At 29.4% G+C, this 18655-nt stretch carries 26 protein-coding genes; all 26 read right to left on the reverse strand.

What is annotated here, in order from left to right:
* Positions 1-106: 106 nt before the first annotated feature.
* Complete coding sequence (locus KYD98_RS02490) at positions 107-262, reverse strand: hypothetical protein (protein WP_219778018.1); 156 nt, start codon at positions 260-262, stop codon at positions 107-109.
* A gap of 18 nt (positions 263-280) precedes the next feature.
* On the reverse strand, positions 281-448 hold the full coding sequence (locus KYD98_RS02495; RefSeq protein ID WP_219778019.1) for an XkdX family protein: 168 nt from the start codon (positions 446-448) through the stop codon (positions 281-283).
* Positions 448-753, reverse strand: coding sequence for a hypothetical protein (locus tag KYD98_RS02500; RefSeq protein WP_219778020.1), 306 nt, complete (start codon positions 751-753; stop codon positions 448-450). The genes KYD98_RS02495 and KYD98_RS02500 overlap by 1 nt, the downstream gene beginning before the upstream one ends.
* 37 nt (positions 754-790) lie before the next feature.
* Positions 791-1570, reverse strand: a complete 780-nt coding sequence (locus tag KYD98_RS02505) for a phage tail protein (protein WP_258049594.1) — start codon at positions 1568-1570, stop codon at positions 791-793.
* Between the two features lie 14 nt (positions 1571-1584).
* The gene (locus KYD98_RS02510; protein WP_219778021.1) at positions 1585-2202 is read right to left on the reverse strand and encodes a YmfQ family protein; all 618 of its coding nucleotides are present in this window, start codon (positions 2200-2202) and stop codon (positions 1585-1587) included.
* Positions 2203-2388, reverse strand: coding sequence for a hypothetical protein (locus KYD98_RS02515; RefSeq protein WP_219778022.1), 186 nt, complete (start codon positions 2386-2388; stop codon positions 2203-2205). It abuts the gene before it with no gap.
* 3 nt (positions 2389-2391) lie between these two features.
* Positions 2392-4971 (reverse strand): tail fiber protein, encoded by a 2580-nt coding sequence (locus KYD98_RS18065; protein WP_258049596.1) that lies wholly within the window; start codon positions 4969-4971, stop codon positions 2392-2394.
* Between the two features lie 13 nt (positions 4972-4984).
* Positions 4985-6373, reverse strand: coding sequence for a hypothetical protein (locus KYD98_RS02535; protein ID WP_219778023.1), 1389 nt, complete (start codon positions 6371-6373; stop codon positions 4985-4987).
* Between the two features lies 1 nt (position 6374).
* Complete coding sequence (locus KYD98_RS02540; protein WP_219778024.1) at positions 6375-7433, reverse strand: baseplate J/gp47 family protein; 1059 nt, start codon at positions 7431-7433, stop codon at positions 6375-6377.
* Between the two features lie 11 nt (positions 7434-7444).
* A complete protein-coding gene (locus KYD98_RS02545) occupies positions 7445-7900 on the reverse strand; it encodes a DUF2634 domain-containing protein (protein ID WP_219778025.1) in 456 nt (151 codons plus the stop codon).
* Positions 7900-8244, reverse strand: coding sequence for a DUF2577 domain-containing protein (locus KYD98_RS02550; protein ID WP_219778026.1), 345 nt, complete (start codon positions 8242-8244; stop codon positions 7900-7902). Before KYD98_RS02550 ends, KYD98_RS02545 begins: the two co-directional genes overlap by 1 nt.
* Before the next feature lie 12 nt (positions 8245-8256).
* The gene (locus KYD98_RS02555; RefSeq protein WP_219778027.1) at positions 8257-9711 is read right to left on the reverse strand and encodes an NlpC/P60 family protein; all 1455 of its coding nucleotides are present in this window, start codon (positions 9709-9711) and stop codon (positions 8257-8259) included.
* Complete coding sequence (locus KYD98_RS02560; protein WP_219778028.1) at positions 9704-10474, reverse strand: XkdQ/YqbQ family protein; 771 nt, start codon at positions 10472-10474, stop codon at positions 9704-9706. The genes KYD98_RS02555 and KYD98_RS02560 overlap by 8 nt, the downstream gene beginning before the upstream one ends.
* Before the next feature lie 71 nt (positions 10475-10545).
* Positions 10546-10842, reverse strand: a complete 297-nt coding sequence (locus tag KYD98_RS02565) for a hypothetical protein (RefSeq protein ID WP_219778029.1) — start codon at positions 10840-10842, stop codon at positions 10546-10548.
* Between the two features lie 61 nt (positions 10843-10903).
* Positions 10904-11578, reverse strand: coding sequence for a hypothetical protein (locus tag KYD98_RS02570; RefSeq protein ID WP_258049597.1), 675 nt, complete (start codon positions 11576-11578; stop codon positions 10904-10906).
* Positions 11579-11586: 8 nt separating this feature from the next.
* Positions 11587-13497 carry a hypothetical protein gene (locus KYD98_RS02575; protein ID WP_219778030.1) on the reverse strand — a complete coding sequence of 637 codons (1911 nt, stop codon included), beginning with the start codon at positions 13495-13497 and terminating at the stop codon, positions 11587-11589.
* Positions 13498-13512: 15 nt separating this feature from the next.
* On the reverse strand, positions 13513-13731 hold the full coding sequence (locus KYD98_RS02580; protein ID WP_219778031.1) for a hypothetical protein: 219 nt from the start codon (positions 13729-13731) through the stop codon (positions 13513-13515).
* 2 nt (positions 13732-13733) lie between these two features.
* A complete protein-coding gene (locus tag KYD98_RS02585) occupies positions 13734-14180 on the reverse strand; it encodes a hypothetical protein (protein ID WP_219778032.1) in 447 nt (148 codons plus the stop codon).
* A gap of 52 nt (positions 14181-14232) precedes the next feature.
* Complete coding sequence (locus tag KYD98_RS02590; RefSeq protein ID WP_219778033.1) at positions 14233-14694, reverse strand: phage tail tube protein; 462 nt, start codon at positions 14692-14694, stop codon at positions 14233-14235.
* Positions 14695-14709: 15 nt separating this feature from the next.
* Entirely contained in the window at positions 14710-15789 is a 1080-nt protein-coding gene (locus KYD98_RS02595; protein ID WP_219778034.1) for a phage tail sheath C-terminal domain-containing protein, read from the reverse strand.
* Between the two features lie 63 nt (positions 15790-15852).
* Positions 15853-16296 (reverse strand): phage tail terminator family protein, encoded by a 444-nt coding sequence (locus KYD98_RS02600; protein WP_258049598.1) that lies wholly within the window; start codon positions 16294-16296, stop codon positions 15853-15855.
* Positions 16293-16715: an HK97 gp10 family phage protein gene (locus KYD98_RS02605; protein ID WP_219778035.1), complete on the reverse strand. Its 423-nt coding sequence runs from the start codon at positions 16713-16715 to the stop codon at positions 16293-16295. The genes KYD98_RS02600 and KYD98_RS02605 overlap by 4 nt, the downstream gene beginning before the upstream one ends.
* Positions 16708-17061, reverse strand: a complete 354-nt coding sequence (locus KYD98_RS02610) for a hypothetical protein (RefSeq protein WP_219778036.1) — start codon at positions 17059-17061, stop codon at positions 16708-16710. Before KYD98_RS02610 ends, KYD98_RS02605 begins: the two co-directional genes overlap by 8 nt.
* Positions 17062-17071: 10 nt before the next feature.
* A complete protein-coding gene (locus KYD98_RS02615) occupies positions 17072-17401 on the reverse strand; it encodes a head-tail connector protein (RefSeq protein ID WP_219778037.1) in 330 nt (109 codons plus the stop codon).
* Entirely contained in the window at positions 17391-17633 is a 243-nt protein-coding gene (locus tag KYD98_RS02620) for a Rho termination factor N-terminal domain-containing protein (protein ID WP_219778038.1), read from the reverse strand. The genes KYD98_RS02615 and KYD98_RS02620 overlap by 11 nt, the downstream gene beginning before the upstream one ends.
* Before the next feature lie 46 nt (positions 17634-17679).
* On the reverse strand, positions 17680-18624 hold the full coding sequence (locus KYD98_RS02625) for a hypothetical protein (RefSeq protein WP_258049599.1): 945 nt from the start codon (positions 18622-18624) through the stop codon (positions 17680-17682).
* Positions 18625-18655: the final 31 nt, after the last annotated feature.

Below are 18655 nucleotides of genomic sequence, written 5' to 3' on the forward strand. Positions count from 1 at the left end.
ATAGTGTAAAAAAAATAAGTGCTAGCTTTAATCTTTTACAAGATTATTGGCTACACTTATAACGTACCAAAAACACCCTATTGGTGCTCACTTATTGCCATTTAAATTATTCAATTACTATAAATAAAAACTTCTTAATCCAATAAGTATTATTATTTATACAAATTCTATATAGATCATCTGTTTCACATTCTGTAAAATATATTTTGTCTTTTTCTAAAATACCTTCAAAATCTTTTTTTATGCATAAAAGCTTTTTCATATTTATAAGCTCCTTATTCTATTGTACAGCAACTTCTGCTGGTCTTGCTTCTGTATATTCCACTTTAGTTATTTCTGTATATTGTTCTGTTGTTATTTTTTTATAACTTACAAAGTCCCATACATCTGCATTATTATAGCAATGCCAATCATTATAATACCTATTTACTTTTTCAAACCAATTCATTATTTAATACCTCCTACTATTTGTTTTGTTAAATCTGCTACATCTTTTTGTAGTTGCTCTATAGCTAAATCTTTCTTCGCCATTTCTTTTGCATTTTGAGATAATTCTTCTTTAAGTAATTCCATTTCTGTTTTTGGTATATCTTCTAAAACAAGTTCTTTTGTTTCTACATTTACGCCTTTAACCATTTTACCTTTAGGTATTTCTGCCTCTAAGTATTGTATGCCTCCTTCTGGTACTTTATAAGAACCTGTTTGTTGCATTAGTATATATCCTGTATTGTCGTAAATTATTAATGTTTTCATATTATCTCTCCTTTAAAATATTATTAAACTAAATTTTTTATTTAAAACATATATATCTAACAACATCCCCACCTGGTCTATTAAAAGTTTCATAAGCATAAAATCCATCTTCTGTTACCCTTACAACATCCATTGAAAAATCGTTTTTCAAAAACAATTCTAGACTAGGAACGTATAAACTGTTTATTTTTTTTACGGTGTTATAATTATATATTACAACTGCAGATGGCTTAAATCCTACGTTAATAAATATTTCATGTTTTTCACCTTGTCCTGTTTTAGATGTATATGTTTCTCCGGATGAAAATCCATTTGTTGTTATTTTACTTATTTTAGATACCAAACTAGCTAAAGTTTCATTTCCATTAGCACTTACACCTTTACTATTAAGATTACTAGCTGCTGTATTCTTATCGATTTGTATCCTATTTGCTATTTCTGCATGAGTATTATTTCCACTTACATTTCCAACTTTGCCAGCAATAAGATTTTTCCCATTACTGGCATACTGAAAAGCCTGATTAGCTTTATTTAATGCTTCATTTCCTTTATCATAAGCAACTTTAACTGAATTTGGTGTAGCTGCTTTAATTGTAGATGTACTTGAAATACTATCTTCTAGTTGTACTATACCCTTTTGGCTTGTAGTACCATCTGCAATCTTTATATTTTCAACTTTGTTTATAACATTATTTACTGATGTATTATTAGCTTTTAATTCTTTATCAATAATTTCAAAGTTGTCCACAAAGTCCTGACGTTTAACATTGTCAGTACCTTCCATTAACTTTAATCCATAGTTTGTACTTTTTCTCAACTTTAATCATCTCCTTAATCGTAAATTTCTAAGTCGTCCCACGCAATACTATCTGCATTGTTATAGGATAAGTTCTTACCATCTAAGTAGTTCCAGTTTGTATAGGTGTATTTAAATTTATAATCTAAATGAGCAGGCTTTATATTATCTAGCATATCCTTGAAAGCCTGTAAATTACGTGGAATACCTTTCACACCTACAAATTGTATTGTAAATTCATATGGTCCAGTATTTTCTATTACATTACATTCTCCACCAGAAAAGGCTTCAGCAGCGTTTTTTATAAGTGCTTTAGTACATGTGCCTTGTCCCCTTTTTTTAGCCTTTAAGATTTCTCTTCTTTCTTCATAGCTGTAATTAAGATTAGTTTCTATACCATATTCCTGTTCCCAGTAGACTAGTCCCCATGTTGCTGTATCTATAAAACACTGATTAATTAAATCATCAATGCAATAATAAAGACTACCTAATTCCATGCCTTGAGCATCATAGATAGCCTTTATTTCTTTTAAATTACTTATAAAAGATGGTACATATTTAGTTAAATCTACAAAATACTTTTTTAAATCTTCTTTATTAGGGATATTTTCTGCATATCTACTTAATCCATACTGGCTTTGTCCATATCGCATCTATAATCCCTCCAGTTCATTCCAGGTCATACCCTTCTTTACTTTCTTATCCTCTAGTTCTTCAAGAGCTCCTTTTACATTTGAACTTTTAAATTTATCGGATGCTATTAAAACTACATCACTTTCAGTTTCAAGGTGATATATATTTCCGGCTGAATCTTTAACTCGAATTTTCCTTGTTGCCATAATCTATACCCCCTCTAACTCATTCCAGGTCATGCCTTTTTTTACATAGGTCATATTTATTTGTTTCCCATCAGAATCTTGCGTTGCTTTTGTCGCAGTTCCATAAACATTAGAAGTTATTGTAGCTATAGAGCAATTAATTGTAGTAGCATAATTATTAGGTAATGAAGTAGCTGTTGTACCATTAAAATTAACTGTACAATTAGAATGAAATAAATTAGATATAGCTATAGCATCATATCCTTCAGCTTGTTTTATCCAAACTTCATACGTATTTCCTGTTGCACTTACTTTATATAATTTAGCATTACTTCCATATGATATACTTCCTTCATAAGTAAATAATGAGATATTAGGAGTAATATTATTTTCATTATTAAATTTTATAGTAAATGTAGTTTTTTGATTTGCACTTCTGCCTATTAAATCAAATATTATAGGACTATTACTATAATTAGATGTTACTGTTATAGTAAGCAATTTCATGTAAGCTACATTGTTAAAAGAAAAATATTTATCATAACCACTTCTAGTAGTATTTATATTTATATTTTCACTACCGTCAAATATAGCATTTCCAGTTACTGCACCGTTTAATGCTATATTTCTAGCTGTTGCTAATTTTACAGCAGTATTAGCTGAATCCGAGCTCTTTGCATGACTTACATTAAAATTACTTGGATTATATACATACATGTTATTAGAATCATTACCACCCCATAACCAATTTGGTTGTCCTCCTTGACCGGACCAATTCCAGTTTTTATTACATGAAGCACTTTTATCAATTTTATTATTAAGAGCATTTTGAGTGGCTTTAGATATTGGTTTCTCTAAGTCATTAGTGTTATCTACATTATTTAATCCAACATCTGATTTATTAGGTTTTCTATTGGTAGTATATACATTAGCTCCATTAACTTGTAAATTATTTGCGTTAATTGTTCCTTTAGATGCGATATCTCCATTTCTAGTATTTATAACAGTAGTACAACCATTAGTTCCACAGGTGCTAGTAAATCCTATTCCATACCATGAACTTAATTCTAGATTATATTTAGAAAAATCTGCTCCATCAGCTATCCCTGCAAATAGTCCATTATGTGAACCATAACCATCTATACTACAAGCGGATGATGTTCCTCCATTAGCAGGTAATGAAGTTGGGAAATCTGTTATCTGACTTTTTGTATGAGTATGTGAACTATTAGCTTTACTATTAATTTTATTATTTAAATCATTAATCTTAGTATTTATTTCTGTTTCTGTATAATATCTATCATCATGAGTATGACCGCTAGGCGTATAAGTACTAGGTTTTCCAGTTACATCACCCCATGATGGAACCCATGTATCTTGTCTATAAGGATGATTATGATTATTAGCTTTTTTCGTCAATTCTCCATCTACATATGATTTATCAGTTTTTTTATTTACAGTATTCCAAGAATCTATTAAAGCTTGTGTTATCTTATCTAATATAGGTTTGTTGCTATGCACATGATTTTGAGAAGTATCTACATCACTAGCTGTAATATAACCTTTGTCATTAACAAATTGACTTAGCTTTGTAGGCATATCCGTAATATTGGCTTTACTATGAGTATGTGAACTATTAGCTTTTCCATTTAAAGCATTTTGAGTAGCTTTTGAAATAGGTTTTTCCAAATCACTCGTATTATCCACATTATTTAAACCAACATCGGATTTACTTGGCTTATTACCTTCGTGGTATATTTTAGTTGTCTTGGTATCATTACCGTTAGTTATAACCGCATTTTGATTTGGGTCAAATCCCATTGAACCCAAATTACCATTAATATTACTATAAAGTATTTCTGAAAAACCATTAGCATCTCGTTTTATGTTTAATTGTCCTCTGTAATTTGGGTTTGAAATGGTATCACCCGATTTACTAACTCTATTACTTACAGTATTCCAAAGATTTCTCTCATTACTTGTAATATGTTTTACAGCATCTGAAACATGAGAAAAGGCACTATTCCAGTTATCCAAAAGTGCCTGTGTTATCTTGTCTATAATACTGTTATTATCATGAGTATGTTTTTTATTATTACAATCATTAAGATTATTTCTTTCAGTATCAGTCATGAATCTATGTGTTGAATCTTCTGTTATCATACTTGCTGCATGAGTACTCGGATGTGTATAATTATTTGCATTATTAGCTATTCCATCTAATTTGGATTTATCATTTTTAGACATTCTACCATCTAAACTAGAAGTAGCTAAAGGAATAGAATTTGATGATATATCTATCCATTTAGAACCATCATATCTATAAGTGATATTATTATCTTTTACATTAACAGTCCAACCATCATCGGGTTTAGGATAAGTTTTAGATATATCACTAAAAGTATTTACACTTTCTTTCCAATCTAAATCTGTTATAACTCTACTTATTTTATTATCTATTTCATTTTTAGTATATTTATCACTCCAATTATCCAATGAAGATTGATTGATTTTATCTAAAATGTTTTTATTAGAATGTTCATGCTTTTTTGATATTAGATCATCTACTTCTAGTATCTTTTTTAAGATTCTATTTATATCCATATAACACTCCTTTCTAGTCTATTATTTCAAAAAATAGACTTATTGGTTTTGCATCTTCTAATGTTTTTCCAATAGAAACACCTCCTTGAACAGCACTTACTAAATCTTTTAAGACTTTTCCTTGTTTAGCTGAAAGAGCCTTGTTAGAATCACTAGAATTTAAATTATCTATAACTTCAGTAGGCTGTCCACTAGAATTAATAATAACCTTGCAGTCTATAGGTTCATTATTTGACAAAATAATAGAGTTGGCATCTTTTATTTTAATTCCTACCAACTCAAGTTTTTGTGTCCCATTATAAACACCTATTATAATATTAGTATCATTTAAGTTATGCTGTACTATAACATTATAGGTGCCAGAATTATTATCTAATATCCAATCATTTTGAGATACATTTATAGGAGTATTAGTTACTATTTTTTCTTGTCCTCCAGCTGTAGATACTACAATTTTATTACCAGTTTTTGAAACAGTAACATTGTTACCACCTTCAAGAATAATATCATCTGTAAGACCATTAACTGTTGTACTTACTATTTTTCCACCTTTAAAGGTTAAATCTCCAGTAGTACTTTCACCTAATCCATCTAAAATAGATTTATTAGAATGAATATGTCTTTTATTATAAGCATCATCCCAATTAGGCTTATTACTATTAAAAGTACTTTTTATAGATTCTTCTTCTTTTTTAGCTCTATTAATTTCTGTATTTAAACTATTATTTGTATTATTGATATTATCATTTAAACTTTTTTCTGCTGCTTTTGATCTACTAACTTCTTCAATTAAATTTTTATTTATAATATCTTCAGACTTTGTTGCTCTAGATATCTCAGTATTTAAATTATCAGTAAGTGTTTTCTCAGCAGACTTAGATCTATTAATTTCTGTATTTAAGTTATCTGTTAAGAGCTTTTCTGCATTAGTTGACCTATTAACTTCACTTGCTAAATTATCAGATATAATTTTTTCAGAAACTTTGGCACGTTCAATTTCACTATTAAGATTTTTTTCTATCTCATTTTCTTTTTTAGTAGCTCTATCAATTTCAGAATTTAATTCTTTTTGTGTAAGATTAACAGAATCTTGTAAATTGTTTATATCTTCTGCTTCAACTTGATCTCCAGTAGTTTCATAAGAAATATATAACTTAGGTTCTTTAGAAAATATTTTTATTATAGTTTTCCAAGGCGTTAAAGAAGGAGTTGATGTGCTATAGGTATTAATCTTAGTTCCAGTAAGCTTAGAGCCTGTATAAATATTAAGAGTTTTAAGATTAACATTATCATGGATTAATTCAGCTTCATATACACCATCTATAAGCGTTACAATTTCTTCTATAGTGTAGATATTTCCATCAATTCTATTTAACTTTTCATTAAATTTGCTTATCTCCAATCTACATCACTCCTAACTCAACATTTCCCAAAACAGCTATTTCATCTTCTCCTAAAATAATATTGTCACTTGCTCCATTAATTTTTAAATTAGAATAATCTATAACTCCATTTATTCCTATCAAAAGCCCCCCAAGCTTAGCCATAGATATCTTTTTAGATTTAAATACAATATCATTAATATATTTTTGTATTTCATCAGCAAATATCTTTTGTATATCTCCTAATATAACGTTCGAATCTATTTCAACATTTGCTGTTATATTAATATTTGTTTCTTTTACTGTAGCTACTTCTAATGTTCCTGCCAATATAGGTCTAACATTGTCTATATGTTTATAAGTTTCCTCTATCAATTCCTTATTGGCTGCACGTTTATTACTATCTGTTATTATTACTTTCACATACCCTTTACCAGGAATACATTTAGCAAATCCTACCCCTGTTACTTCTCTAGCCCATTGTTCATAGTGTGATGGATTTCCACTTGTTGCAGGAGTTTGTACCTTTAGTAAATATCTATCATATAAAGCTTGGTCGCTTTCTTTATCATATCCATTAGTTACAGCTTCTTTATTGATGATACTAGTTATCCCATTATATTTTATTGGTAAATAATTTATCTCTCCAACTTTTGCATTATATTTACTACCTGAATTTTCTGCTTTTATAATAGCTTCACCATGTCCATCCTGATCTAATACTAAATCATTTTGAGTTATATATAATCTATTATCTTTAATTCCAGCAATACTATTTGCTTTTAAATTTGCTTTAGGAGAACCTTTAACGTCTACTACAGTACTTGCATAAGTTGCTTGTTTTCTTTCTATTCCAACTTCTTTTACTCTCATTTCTAAGTATTGGGAGTATCCACTTTCTACAGCAGAACTAGCAAATACTTTTTTTGTTGCTTCATCTAAATCTAAAAGCGATTGAGATAATTTCATACATACTGGCATGCAGGCGTTATATATCAAACTTCCTTCTCCAGTATTAGTTGCAGTATATCCTAGAAACATTTCATTATATATATCTTCTGCGCTTCTATAATAAGCCATCAAATCACCTCCTAATCTATATCAATATAAAAACTATCTTCCTTGCTTCCATAGATGCTTTCTAATGTATAATTTATCTTATAACAGCTCTTTTCTAATTTAGTTGAAAAATTACTTATTCCTGTAATATAAGTTCCGTTTACTAAACAATCTACTAGCATTTGATAAGCATATGTATCACCATAATCTTTACCTTTTCCAATTAGCTTATGAAATTGACTTCCAAAATTCTTGCTATAGATTAAGTAACCTTCTTTTGCAAATGGATCTAATTTCTTTGTGTGTATTTTTCTCCATGCCTGTACTATTACTGCATCTAATCCCTCTACAATAATTGCATTTTTATTTTCATCTAATAATATTTCACCTGTTGTCAAATCTATTGCATAATCCTTTAATAAAGGTACTTCTTTTTTCTTTCTTAGATTTATTCCTTTATTATAAAAATCTTCTGGAAAAGCACCCATTATTCTATCACCCCCAATACAACATACCTTTGATATTCTGTTCCATTATGTTCAATCCCATAGCAAACAACATTTGAACCAATTTTTAATTTTGAATAGTGATAAATAGTTGAAATAGTATGATTATGATTATCGTTAGTGCTAGTGATGATATTTACCTCTTCATACCATGCCAGTAAGTAAGGATTAATATATAAATTATTTTTGTATAAAGGAAGACCCTCCAGCTCTACAACCAAAGGGTCTATTGAAGTAACTTCTGCAATTTTAAAAGGTTCTTCAACTGTATTCTTTTTTTGCTGTAAATCTATAGAATTCCAAAATTCATCAAATGATGAAGCCATTATATCATCCCCTTATTTCAATGCATTTTTAGATTTTAATATACTATAAGCTTTAAGTACCTTACTAGAATAGTATTTTTTTTCATTTGCATCCCAACTAGGATTATGAGCTTTTACATAATCATATAAAGCATCACCTAATTGTTTAACTGTTACAGTTGATGCATTGTATCCATTTTGTTTACAAGCATTAAGTACTGTACCTTCTCCAGAATTATAAGCAGAAAATATTACATGAGGTTGAATACCAACAGCACTCATTTTTTGCTTATATTCTTTCAATCCCTGTTCTATATTATTAGCTGGATCTGATGAACCTCCGCTTACTTGCATTAATCCATAATATGAACTTCCACAATAAGGATTACCTTCACTTTCTATTGCTATAATCGCAGCAGTAATATAAGAATCTATTTTATATGCATTAGATTTATTTATAATAATATCCTTATATCCATATTTACTCATATTTGAAATAAATGTGTTGCAATTACTCTCGACAGCAGTTAAATTACCAAGATACTCTTCAGGTATTCCTCCAATATTAATATCAAAATAAGTACCAGACTTACTAGGTGGAATTACTCTGCGAACAGAATATATATCTGTTCTTGTAACATCTACAGTTTTAACTATATCATTATGTTTAGGTGCATGAAGCATTCTGTTATTTCCTAAATAAACAGAAACATGGCCAGGATATGGTGGGTCAGCTTTCCAAAATAATAAATCTCCCGGTTCCCAGCTATCTTTATTATCTTTATCTACTTCGCTTCCTTGCTTGCATTGTTCATATGTAGTCCAACCTATTGTTAGCCCTAATTCATCTGTATATTGGTTATAACAATATTCTACTAACCCACTACAATCGAATGTATCTGGTCCATGTTTTCCCCATGCATATGGTTTACCTTCTTGTTGTTTTAAAACAGAATAAATTTTTTCCCATAGAGCAGAACTAGAAACTGAACTTCCTTCTTCATCTTCATCATCAGATAAATCTGACCATTCTACTTCATCCATCACTCTACTAGGTGTCAATGTAAGTTTACTTATAAATAAATTATTAGATTTCCATTCGTGTTCTACTTCTTTAATATACATAAAACAATCTTCATAACCTTTTAAAAATGGTGCAACTAAATGAACTCCAAAACCTACTCTATAGTTTATATCTCCTATGCACTCTACTTCTATAGTTTCTTTAGGCTTGCAGTTCTCATTTAATATTCTTTTTGCTTTTAGTGAAGCATCTTCTTTTTTAGATTTAAAAATAATATCTTGAATAATTCCATATTTTTTAATAATACTATCTGTCGCAGTTAAAGTATTATTAATTGCTTCAGCTTCTTCGCCATTTTCATTTTTCAAATTATTTAATCCTAATAATTCATTTACTTTTTTAGTTCCTAATGATTGAGCTTTTCCAATACTCATATGCTCTAGTTCTTCAGAAGATTTAGCCATTCTCTTCACCTTCTTCTATTTCATCATCTTCAGCTGAATCTCCAGTTTCTATATCAACAGCATTACCTTTACTATCGAATAGCTGTACTCTAGTAATCATGTCTGACATATCACTTTTATATGATAAAGCTATTAACGTTCCATCTGGATTAGGCAAAGAAGGATCACTGCATGGTCTAATTGTTTGCTTGCTCCAGTATCTATCACATGGCATTAATCCAACATTTCCTGCTACATCCATAAACATATAATAAAAAGTTCCAAACTGATTATGAACCTCTGTTGCTATCATCATACAGGCATCATAAGCACTCTTGTTTTTAACTAAATGATCTATATTTATTGATGCACCTTCACCATTAGGTCCGCCTAAAATTCCATTTTCACTATATGGAATTTCTAAATCATTAAAAATTTTACATACTGCATCAAATGCTGAAATATTACTAAAGTTATAAACAACTTTTGACTTAGTTAAATACCAAATATAGTCATAGCAAGTCAGTTCCAGTTCCTCTTTATCTGCTTTTAAATCTGAAGTCATTACTTTACCTTTAAAAATATTTCTATCTCCAACGTAAAGTTCTATTTTTTGTCCCGATTCTATATAAAAAGAAGGTAAATCACTATAAATTCCATAAGCTAATGTTATGTCTACTTGCTGTGCTATTTTATCTAAGCTACAAGTATATTTTACATTTGTAATTAAATCACTCAAACTTTTGCAAATACCACCATCATAAACATAAACGTCTAATCCCATTTGTAATATTCCTTTCTTTAAATTTAGATATAAAAATAACACCTAGGATTTCCTAAGTGTTTAAAAATTTTTTATTTATTTTTACGCATTTCTTCTAACAGTTCTACTTGTTTTTCTGTATTTTCAGCTATAATAGCAATACAACCGAGTACTGCTTTAATAGCTAAGCCAAAAATAAAAACAGAAATAGCTCCAATCAATAGACCTATTGATATCCCTATGTTACCAGTTATAAAAGCTCCTATAAGACAAAGTATCATTAATATTGCAACAATATTAAACACAGTAGCAATATTTTCTCCTGATAATTTCGTTTTTCTTATTACATCATTTTTATCATTATTATTTTTTTCAATGTTACTTTCCATGTGTATCCCCCTAAACAATATATACTATAATTGTATATTATTAGAAGGTTTTGTCAATCATTTATCTTATTTTATAACCTGTTTCTGCCATAATAACAGGACTAGTTAAATTATTTAAAGTCATTATTGTTTTATAATATTCACTACTCCCATAAAGCTTTTTAGCCATATCTTGTATAGATTCACCTTCATCCGGATAATACATATTAGCTGGATAATCAGTTGCTCCATTTTCTCCACTTTCTAAATTTAATGTCTTATATTCTTGAAATTGTATATCATAGTAAACATTTTGGCTCGCATCTTTTCTACCAAATTTAAAACTTTTTATTTGGCAATTATAATACTCTCCCCATGTTTTAAACATAAATGCCAGTGGAGTTTGATTGTTTTTCCAAGTCAGCAACGTATCACAATAATAACTATAGGGGTCCTTTATGTCTCCATTGACAAAAGGATACTTAAAGGACGGAAAAAAACTTGATATTCCCCAGGTGGCTAATTTCCTATTCATACTTACTGGCAACTCTCCATAATTCATGAGTTTTATTGTTTGAGAGTCACCTTCTTCATTAAACATCAAATCACTAGGCGATACTGGTAACAATATTATTCTATTATCAATAGCAGTATTTTCATCAGTATTAGCTAGAATTTCTTGCATATTATTATAATTAGAAAGTGTAGTTATTCTAATTAAAGATGAAAACTGCTCCATTGTCATACCATTATTCAATATATCACCTACTTTCTATTTTTTTGTGCTGATTTTAAAGATCTCATTATTTCCTCGAAATTATTAGCTTCTATTTTTTGAATTGTTATATTATAATTATTTTTTTCATCATTTTTTATATAATCTTTTAATGATTTTTTTTCACCATCTGATAACTTGGTATTTTTATCTATTGAAGTATTTGCATTTGCATCTGTTAATAATTCAACTCCGAATAAATTATTAAGCAAACTATTTGCGTCCTCTAATATAGGAGTGCTTGAATTATTTTCTCTTTTTACACCTTTACTACCTAGTATTCCATAATCTGTTTTTATTCCAAATAAATTATTAACCCAATCAATTTTTCCACCAACCCAATCTTCTGCTGCATCTGCATAATTTCCTTGTGCAATATCTGCTCCAACTTGGAATTTTGAAGTTTTATTTATCACTTCATTTCCAACTGTTTTTTCTACTAATAAAGGTAACTTATCTATAATATTATCTAATTGACCACTATCAACAAAATGCTCTATCATTTTAGATAAAGCATCTCCTATTTTTGTTATTGCATCAGCTACCTTATTTATAGTATCTGGAGTTAATGCCTTACTAAATGCATTTGAAATTGATGTGAAAACACTTCCAAATGATTTTCCAATAGTCTCTAATCCGTTTATTGTACCTTTGTCTTCTAATTTATCTTTTAAATCATCTACCATTTTAGCAACAGCAGCAAATACTCCTCCTTCTTTTGCAGTACCTGTATTAGTATCAATTCCCATTACTTCAGCTTTCAGTTTTCCCCATACGCCCTCTAATCTTTCTAGCTTACCTTTTACAGTTTTTGCATAAGTTTCAGCATAGCCGGCCATTGGAGATTGCTCAATGTAGCCAGTAAGCAAATTAACATATTTTTGAGGATCACCTGCAGTACCTTTTTTGCTTAATGCACCTTTAAGGGATTTATATTCTTCAGGGTTAGATTTCTTTAAACTTTTATAATAAGATGCAAGGTTTCTATTATTAATACCATACATTTGCAGCATATTAACTCTACCTTCTATAGCTTCTTTTACTGCTAATCCTATATGGCTTGTATCAACTTCATCTCTAGTACCTGCTACATCAAGAAACTTTTCTAATTGATCTTCACTAAGACTTACATTCATTTGACCCATTTTAGCCATAATATCAACTGTGTCAGTTTCACTAGCATATGTTTTATTGGCTTCATATGTAGCTTTTTGATATGCATCAAGTCCTTTTTCTTCATTTCCATAAAACAAATCAAGTTTCATTCTACCAGTTTCAAAGTCCATAGATTTTTCTATTGCATTTTTAACACCTTCATAAGAAAATAGTCCATCTGCTACTCTATTAAGTATTCCAAATCCTTGTTCCATCCAGTTATTCATGGTTTTCATAGCTGCTATACTAGCTGTTATACCAGCACCTATAAGACCAAGTTTTCCTATTATTCCCGCAAATCCACTAGTTAAAAAACTTTGTGCAAAATCCTTAAATCCATCCGGACCTCCAGCACCACCAGTACCAGAGCCACCTCCACCATTCCAAATATTGTTGGAATCTTTTTGGGCTTTTGAATATGCCTCCTGTATGGTCATTCCAAGTTTAATATACTTTTGTGAAAGGCCTTCTATAGTCTTTTCTTGATTTTCTTTTACTCTATCATTTGCCTTATTAATAGCATTAGCTACACTATCACCTTTTTGAATAAATTTTTCTGCTATTTTATCCACTTGTTGATATGTCTTTGTAGTTTCATTAATTATCTTTTGATTGCTACCAGTAATGCTGTTAGCAAACTGCTTAAATTTGTTTTCTGTTGCTAATACTTGGCTTGCAAATTTCTGTAATGGACTAGTATATCCATCTTCTAAAGATAATCTACCACCTAAAATATTTTCGCTCAATTACCTCCCTCCTTTTTACTTTTTAGCACTAAATTGATTGGCTAATTTGCCTGTATATTCTGCTAATGCTATATTATTATCCGTTTCTTGTTTTTTCATTATCAGCATACTAGCAATATAAAATGATTTTTCTAGTTCTGATAAATTACATAATTCCTTTAAAGTATGTCCATGTTGAAGATAATGAGCCATCATATAAAGTTCTATATCAATTTGCTCACCATCTTCGGACATAATTAGTTTTTTAGATCTTCAATTTCTTTCTTAAGGATTTCCCCTGGTTTTAATTCACTTAATCCATTAAGTTCCATTATTATTTCTGATACTGCAATCAATTCATTTTCTCGTGGAAATAACTTTTTTACTATTTTATGTGAATTAGTTTTGCATTCATAAGCTTCTAATACCTTAGAATCTTGTAAATAGTCAATACTAAGATAAATCATATATTGAATTCCAGATTCGTAGTCATCTTTCATTTTGGCCCTAGCATCTGCTAAATCACCTTTATCTAATTCATGAGCTATTAATGATCCTCTAAGTTTCTTACAATATATTCCACACGTATGTATTTCTGTTGCCTGTTCTCTTAACATATCTTTTTTATTTATAATATCATCAATTGTTAATACATAATCCTCTATTTTTACTTCTTCGTTTTTTATTTCTAAATTATTATTCATCACAATCATCCTTTCAATTTTAAATTAAAAGGTAGAGTATTAAAGTTTTACTCTACCAATCTTCTCCATCATCTATAGTATTTGTATAGTCAGCATTTTCAATCATAAATCCTGCTTCAAAGCTGTCTTCTGCAAAATTATTTTCACTAGCCAGCTTCATTAATGTTGTTTTACCTTTAATCCACGCCTTTGTTATAGCAATGCTTTCTTCTTCCTCCTCGTCAGGAGTATAATTTGTTGCTTCAAAGTCAAAAATAAAATTTTGCAGTTTCTTTGCTGCTTCTAATACTGCTGGTTTAAATCGGCTATATCTCTTATTGAGTTTAAAAGATATAGTACATTTATAGCTCATAGTTACTTCTGCATCTGTAGCCGAATTCATAAGTGGTAAATTCTTAGTGTTAGGTTCTATGCTTATTTCACACTCTTTTAATTCTGCAAGTTCTATGCCGTTAATCTTTATATACCCCTTATTGGTTCTAATAACGTCATAAGGGTTTAATTTTTGTCCCATTTAACCAACTCCTTTCTAAGTCTCATATTGAAGGCAGATATGAATATCTTCAATACAATCCATAATCTTCAGTGTAATTTTTATAAATACATAACTTCCTGTTTTGGCTTTTAGAACTTCTTCATCCTTCATTTCATCAGTATTAATGCCTTTACTTTCTAGATATCTTCTAGTTGCTTCAGCATCTAATTCAGCAAAGGATTCTTCATCGTTACTCAAGTAACCTTCATTACTTAATGTTTTTAAATAAGAATTCAACTCATTTGTTAATGTTTTTCTATTTTTATATGAGTTTCCTAATCTACCTAAATAATGTGATTCAAATATCTTATTAGAATCTGATTTTACAAGATCCATAGTTTCAATGATTCTGATTTTAGATAGTGCTTCTGATTGTGAATTTTCAATAACCTCAAGTGAATTTACACCCCTTGAGTAAACAATATTAGTACCATTGTTATATAAAAATAATTCCCCATTAGATACGCAATCGTTATTATCTGCTTTCACATCACAGCTTTTAACATTCTTTGCAATATGGTTTGTGATTGCTTCATTTGCACCCAAAGTACACAATGTAGCTGCTGTTTGTATTGTATATTCTTCTGGAGAAATATCTCCCAAATCTTTTCCAGTAAAATTTACTATACCTTCAAAATTACTTTTATAATTGTAAAGTACAGCTTTTATTTGATAGTCCTCTTCTTTTCTTTGAGATTTAACAAAATCTGCTACCTTCTTTTTATCCTCATCTGTTTTAATTTGTGGTACTGCTAACCATCCGTTTTCATTTATTTTATTAAGTAATGAAAGTGATTTATCTAAAGAGCCAGTTAGTCCACTTTCAGCGTGTCCAACAGATACTATTAATGTTTTAACTCCATAATCAGCAAAAATTGTACTTATAAGAGATTTATTCTTTTCTTCATATTTTTCAACAACTTTTTTTAATTTGGAATATTGATATACTCCTGGAGTTACAGCTAGATCATCTAGAATTAGAAAAAGCACTCCATGTTTTGCTCTTATATTGGCTGTCTCTGCTAATGCCTGTACTGTAAACTTAGTACCATGCATAGTATTGTTTGTTGCCATACACATCTCTCCTTTCTAATTTTGTGCATAAAAATAAGACCAGTTATAATTAAAAACTAGTCTTTAATCAATAATATTTAATTTTAAAATCCCCATAAGCTTATCATAAGTTGCATCTGGAGTTTCAGGAATAGGTTCAGCCTTTCCATCATAAAAATTTAAGGTCATCATAAAATTAAGGCAATCATCATTGTTATCTATATCTTTATTTAATATTGGTAATGCTCTTGATTTAACATATATACATTCATCAAACAGCTCAGTTAAATTATCAACCATTTGTAATGAATTTTCTTGTGTTTTAACATCTTCCACAAAAGTTATATAAATATTATTAAGCTTTTTTCTTGAGCCAAAATGATTAGTACTTTTTAAAGGTTTGATTTTAACATTAAAAGTTGGAACTGTTATTTCCTCTTTATTATCATCAATAAAAATATTGTTTTTAGGAAACCTATCTTTTAATGTTTTACATACACTATATAAAAGTTCCACATTTTCAATCATTTAAATGCATCACCTATCTTTCTTCTTAACCTTTCCGGTAATTCTGATTGTACTATAGTTAAACTATCTCTTACTGTATGCTTTCCTGGTACAAACTCTTTAACAAGCTTTTTACCAATAGAAGGAACATATTTTCCTACTTCTTGTTTATGACCATTCTCATAAGCATCAGCGTAAGGTGCTTGATTTGAGTCATATCCAACTTTAATAGAATGAATATTACTCTCTACTTCAACTTTTCCAGTAGTTGCAGACCTTCTTAAATTTCCTGTTTTCACTGAAGTTCTAGCTTGAATTTCAGCAACACCTTCTATTGAACCCTCAATTAAAGTTTCATCTATAACATTATTTAATTGTTGTTGTGCTTCATTTATTTTATTAATAAATTCTTCAAATCCGAATGTACTTGTACTATCCATTACTCTCAACCCCAGTTTCAATAATCTTTATATCTTCCTTAGATTCCAGTATCATAAGTTCTAAATAATCATCCCATTCAATTATTTTTTGTATAGAATAAAACTTATTTCTATACTCAATAACAACACTTTCGGTTATTTTCCCATAAATATCAGAAAAAACTCTTTTAGTACACTCAATATCATATCCATAATCTTGTTTGCATTTCTCAGCAGAGTATGGCTGAATATCCACTAAGTAAGGTTCATTACTTGCTTTTATATAGCCATCTCTCGTTATTCCATGTTTATCCTCATAGTCTTTATAGGTGTAAATATTAATTTCTTTATCATAAAACCAATCCATGCTATCACCCCTAATAAAACATCTTAATATATGGAACTGGTAATAATGCTTTAACATCATCAGTTATACAAAATGCTGTGTTGTCCCCATACGCAACATTTCTAGCGCCTTGACTAATCGATTTTATATTTCCTTTATTGCCACTCTTTTTATATTCATAAGCATTAGAAACAATTAAAATAATAGCCATACTGAAATTTTCTTCAATATAGCTATTATCAAAATTATCATTATTTAAATATTTCTTTATGAGAGTTATTGCCATGCTAATATATAGTTTTAATTTAGGATCATCATTTTCTGTTTTTATTCCAAGTAATGTTTTAATATCATTTAACATTATCAAGTTCCTTTAATGCAGCAACTAACTCTTCTTTTTTCATATTGGAATAGCCTTCTAATCCTTTTTCCTTTGTAATTTCTTTAAGTTTATCAACTGTCAATGCTGAATAATCAATACTTTGAACATCATTTATTTCATTAACTACTTTATAGCCTTGTGTTATTAACTTATCCTTGCTATTTTCATTATCAACTATTTTAATAACATTTAATTTCTGCAATTTATGCATGTTTATCATCCTTTCCACTAAAAAGGACCAGGCATTATACCTAATCCTAAACTAAAGCTTCTTTAATATTTACTCTGCAAAGCTTAAGTGCTTCATCCATAATCCATAAGTCATGGTATTTTCTATAATCAAGTTTCCATGCATCAGCATTTTGGTTAACATTAGGATCAAAGATTCTTACTTTTTCAGTTTTATTTACTGCTATTGGTGCTGTTAAAGGAGTAATAATCCAGTTTATATTTTTAGCATTATCTGCTGCTTTAAATCCACCTATCTTTTGTCCATCTGTAACACCATCAAAGAAAGTATATGCTGTTTTCAATCTTCCACTAGGTACTTTAATTATTGGGTTTCCATCAAGACTTCTAACCTTAGTTGAAATACCACCTTTTTCAAAGTTTGTAACATCTAGATGCTTACTAATAGCTACATCTTGGTCTAATAGTGAAGCAATTGTTGCAGACATTGTTATAACTAATGGAATTTCTCCTACAACATCTTCTATAGCTGCTATATCAGCTTTTAAAAGTGCAAAAGCATTAGATGAAGTAATAACATTACCACCAGTAGCAAGTACAACTTTTGAGTCTTTTGCTGTAGTAGCTTCTATTGCTAAACTTGCAATTTTAGAATATCTGTAAGCATCAATCTCTGGAACTACCTTAGTTGCTTGGAATTGTCCCATAACATTAGTAGCATTAGCAACAAAATTAGATTCGTCAACATCTTGAGAATCTAACATAAATGATCTACCTCTATCCATTGTCATTGTTTTTGTTTCATACTCTAAAGTTACTGCTCCATCTGTAAAACCACTAGATCTACTATAATCACCTAAACCATCCATAGAAATTTTAGGAATCTTTACTTCCTTACCACCATTGTATTTTACTTGTCCTGCATTAGCATCCATCCAACCTGATGTAAGTTTTGCTATTGCTTGTTTATCTAAAGCTTGTTGAAATAATGTTGCATATGCGATTTTATTCATAATATCACTCTCCTAATTTAATTAATTTTTA

The organism is Clostridium weizhouense (assembly GCF_019431045.1).
In the GTDB taxonomy this organism is placed as follows: Bacteria; Bacillota; Clostridia; order Clostridiales; family Clostridiaceae; genus Clostridium; species Clostridium weizhouense.

Bases quoted from the DNA above. Each gene is read 5' to 3' on its own strand.
- KYD98_RS02490 (WP_219778018.1), bottom strand. From the start codon at position 262: ATGAAAAAGCTTTTATGCATAAAAAAAGATTTTGAAGGTATTTTAGAA.
- KYD98_RS02495 (WP_219778019.1), bottom strand. From the start codon at position 448: ATGAATTGGTTTGAAAAAGTAAATAGGTATTATAATGATTGGCATTGC.
- KYD98_RS02500 (WP_219778020.1), bottom strand. From the start codon at position 753: ATGAAAACATTAATAATTTACGACAATACAGGATATATACTAATGCAA.
- KYD98_RS02510 (WP_219778021.1), bottom strand. From the start codon at position 2,202: ATGCGATATGGACAAAGCCAGTATGGATTAAGTAGATATGCAGAAAAT.
- KYD98_RS02515 (WP_219778022.1), bottom strand. From the start codon at position 2,388: ATGGCAACAAGGAAAATTCGAGTTAAAGATTCAGCCGGAAATATATAT.
- KYD98_RS18065 (WP_258049596.1), bottom strand. From the start codon at position 4,971: ATGGATATAAATAGAATCTTAAAAAAGATACTAGAAGTAGATGATCTA.
- KYD98_RS02540 (WP_219778024.1), bottom strand. From the start codon at position 7,433: ATGGCTTATTATAGAAGCGCAGAAGATATATATAATGAAATGTTTCTA.
- KYD98_RS02545 (WP_219778025.1), bottom strand. From the start codon at position 7,900: ATGGGTGCTTTTCCAGAAGATTTTTATAATAAAGGAATAAATCTAAGA.
- KYD98_RS02550 (WP_219778026.1), bottom strand. From the start codon at position 8,244: ATGGCTTCATCATTTGATGAATTTTGGAATTCTATAGATTTACAGCAA.
- KYD98_RS02555 (WP_219778027.1), bottom strand. From the start codon at position 9,711: ATGGCTAAATCTTCTGAAGAACTAGAGCATATGAGTATTGGAAAAGCT.
- KYD98_RS02560 (WP_219778028.1), bottom strand. From the start codon at position 10,474: ATGGGATTAGACGTTTATGTTTATGATGGTGGTATTTGCAAAAGTTTG.
- KYD98_RS02565 (WP_219778029.1), bottom strand. From the start codon at position 10,842: ATGGAAAGTAACATTGAAAAAAATAATAATGATAAAAATGATGTAATA.
- KYD98_RS02580 (WP_219778031.1), bottom strand. From the start codon at position 13,731: ATGTCCGAAGATGGTGAGCAAATTGATATAGAACTTTATATGATGGCT.
- KYD98_RS02585 (WP_219778032.1), bottom strand. From the start codon at position 14,180: ATGAATAATAATTTAGAAATAAAAAACGAAGAAGTAAAAATAGAGGAT.
- KYD98_RS02590 (WP_219778033.1), bottom strand. From the start codon at position 14,694: ATGGGACAAAAATTAAACCCTTATGACGTTATTAGAACCAATAAGGGG.
- KYD98_RS02595 (WP_219778034.1), bottom strand. From the start codon at position 15,789: ATGGCAACAAACAATACTATGCATGGTACTAAGTTTACAGTACAGGCA.
- KYD98_RS02600 (WP_258049598.1), bottom strand. From the start codon at position 16,296: ATGATTGAAAATGTGGAACTTTTATATAGTGTATGTAAAACATTAAAA.
- KYD98_RS02605 (WP_219778035.1), bottom strand. From the start codon at position 16,715: ATGGATAGTACAAGTACATTCGGATTTGAAGAATTTATTAATAAAATA.
- KYD98_RS02610 (WP_219778036.1), bottom strand. From the start codon at position 17,061: ATGGATTGGTTTTATGATAAAGAAATTAATATTTACACCTATAAAGAC.
- KYD98_RS02615 (WP_219778037.1), bottom strand. From the start codon at position 17,401: ATGTTAAATGATATTAAAACATTACTTGGAATAAAAACAGAAAATGAT.
- KYD98_RS02620 (WP_219778038.1), bottom strand. From the start codon at position 17,633: ATGCATAAATTGCAGAAATTAAATGTTATTAAAATAGTTGATAATGAA.
- KYD98_RS02625 (WP_258049599.1), bottom strand. From the start codon at position 18,624: ATGAATAAAATCGCATATGCAACATTATTTCAACAAGCTTTAGATAAA.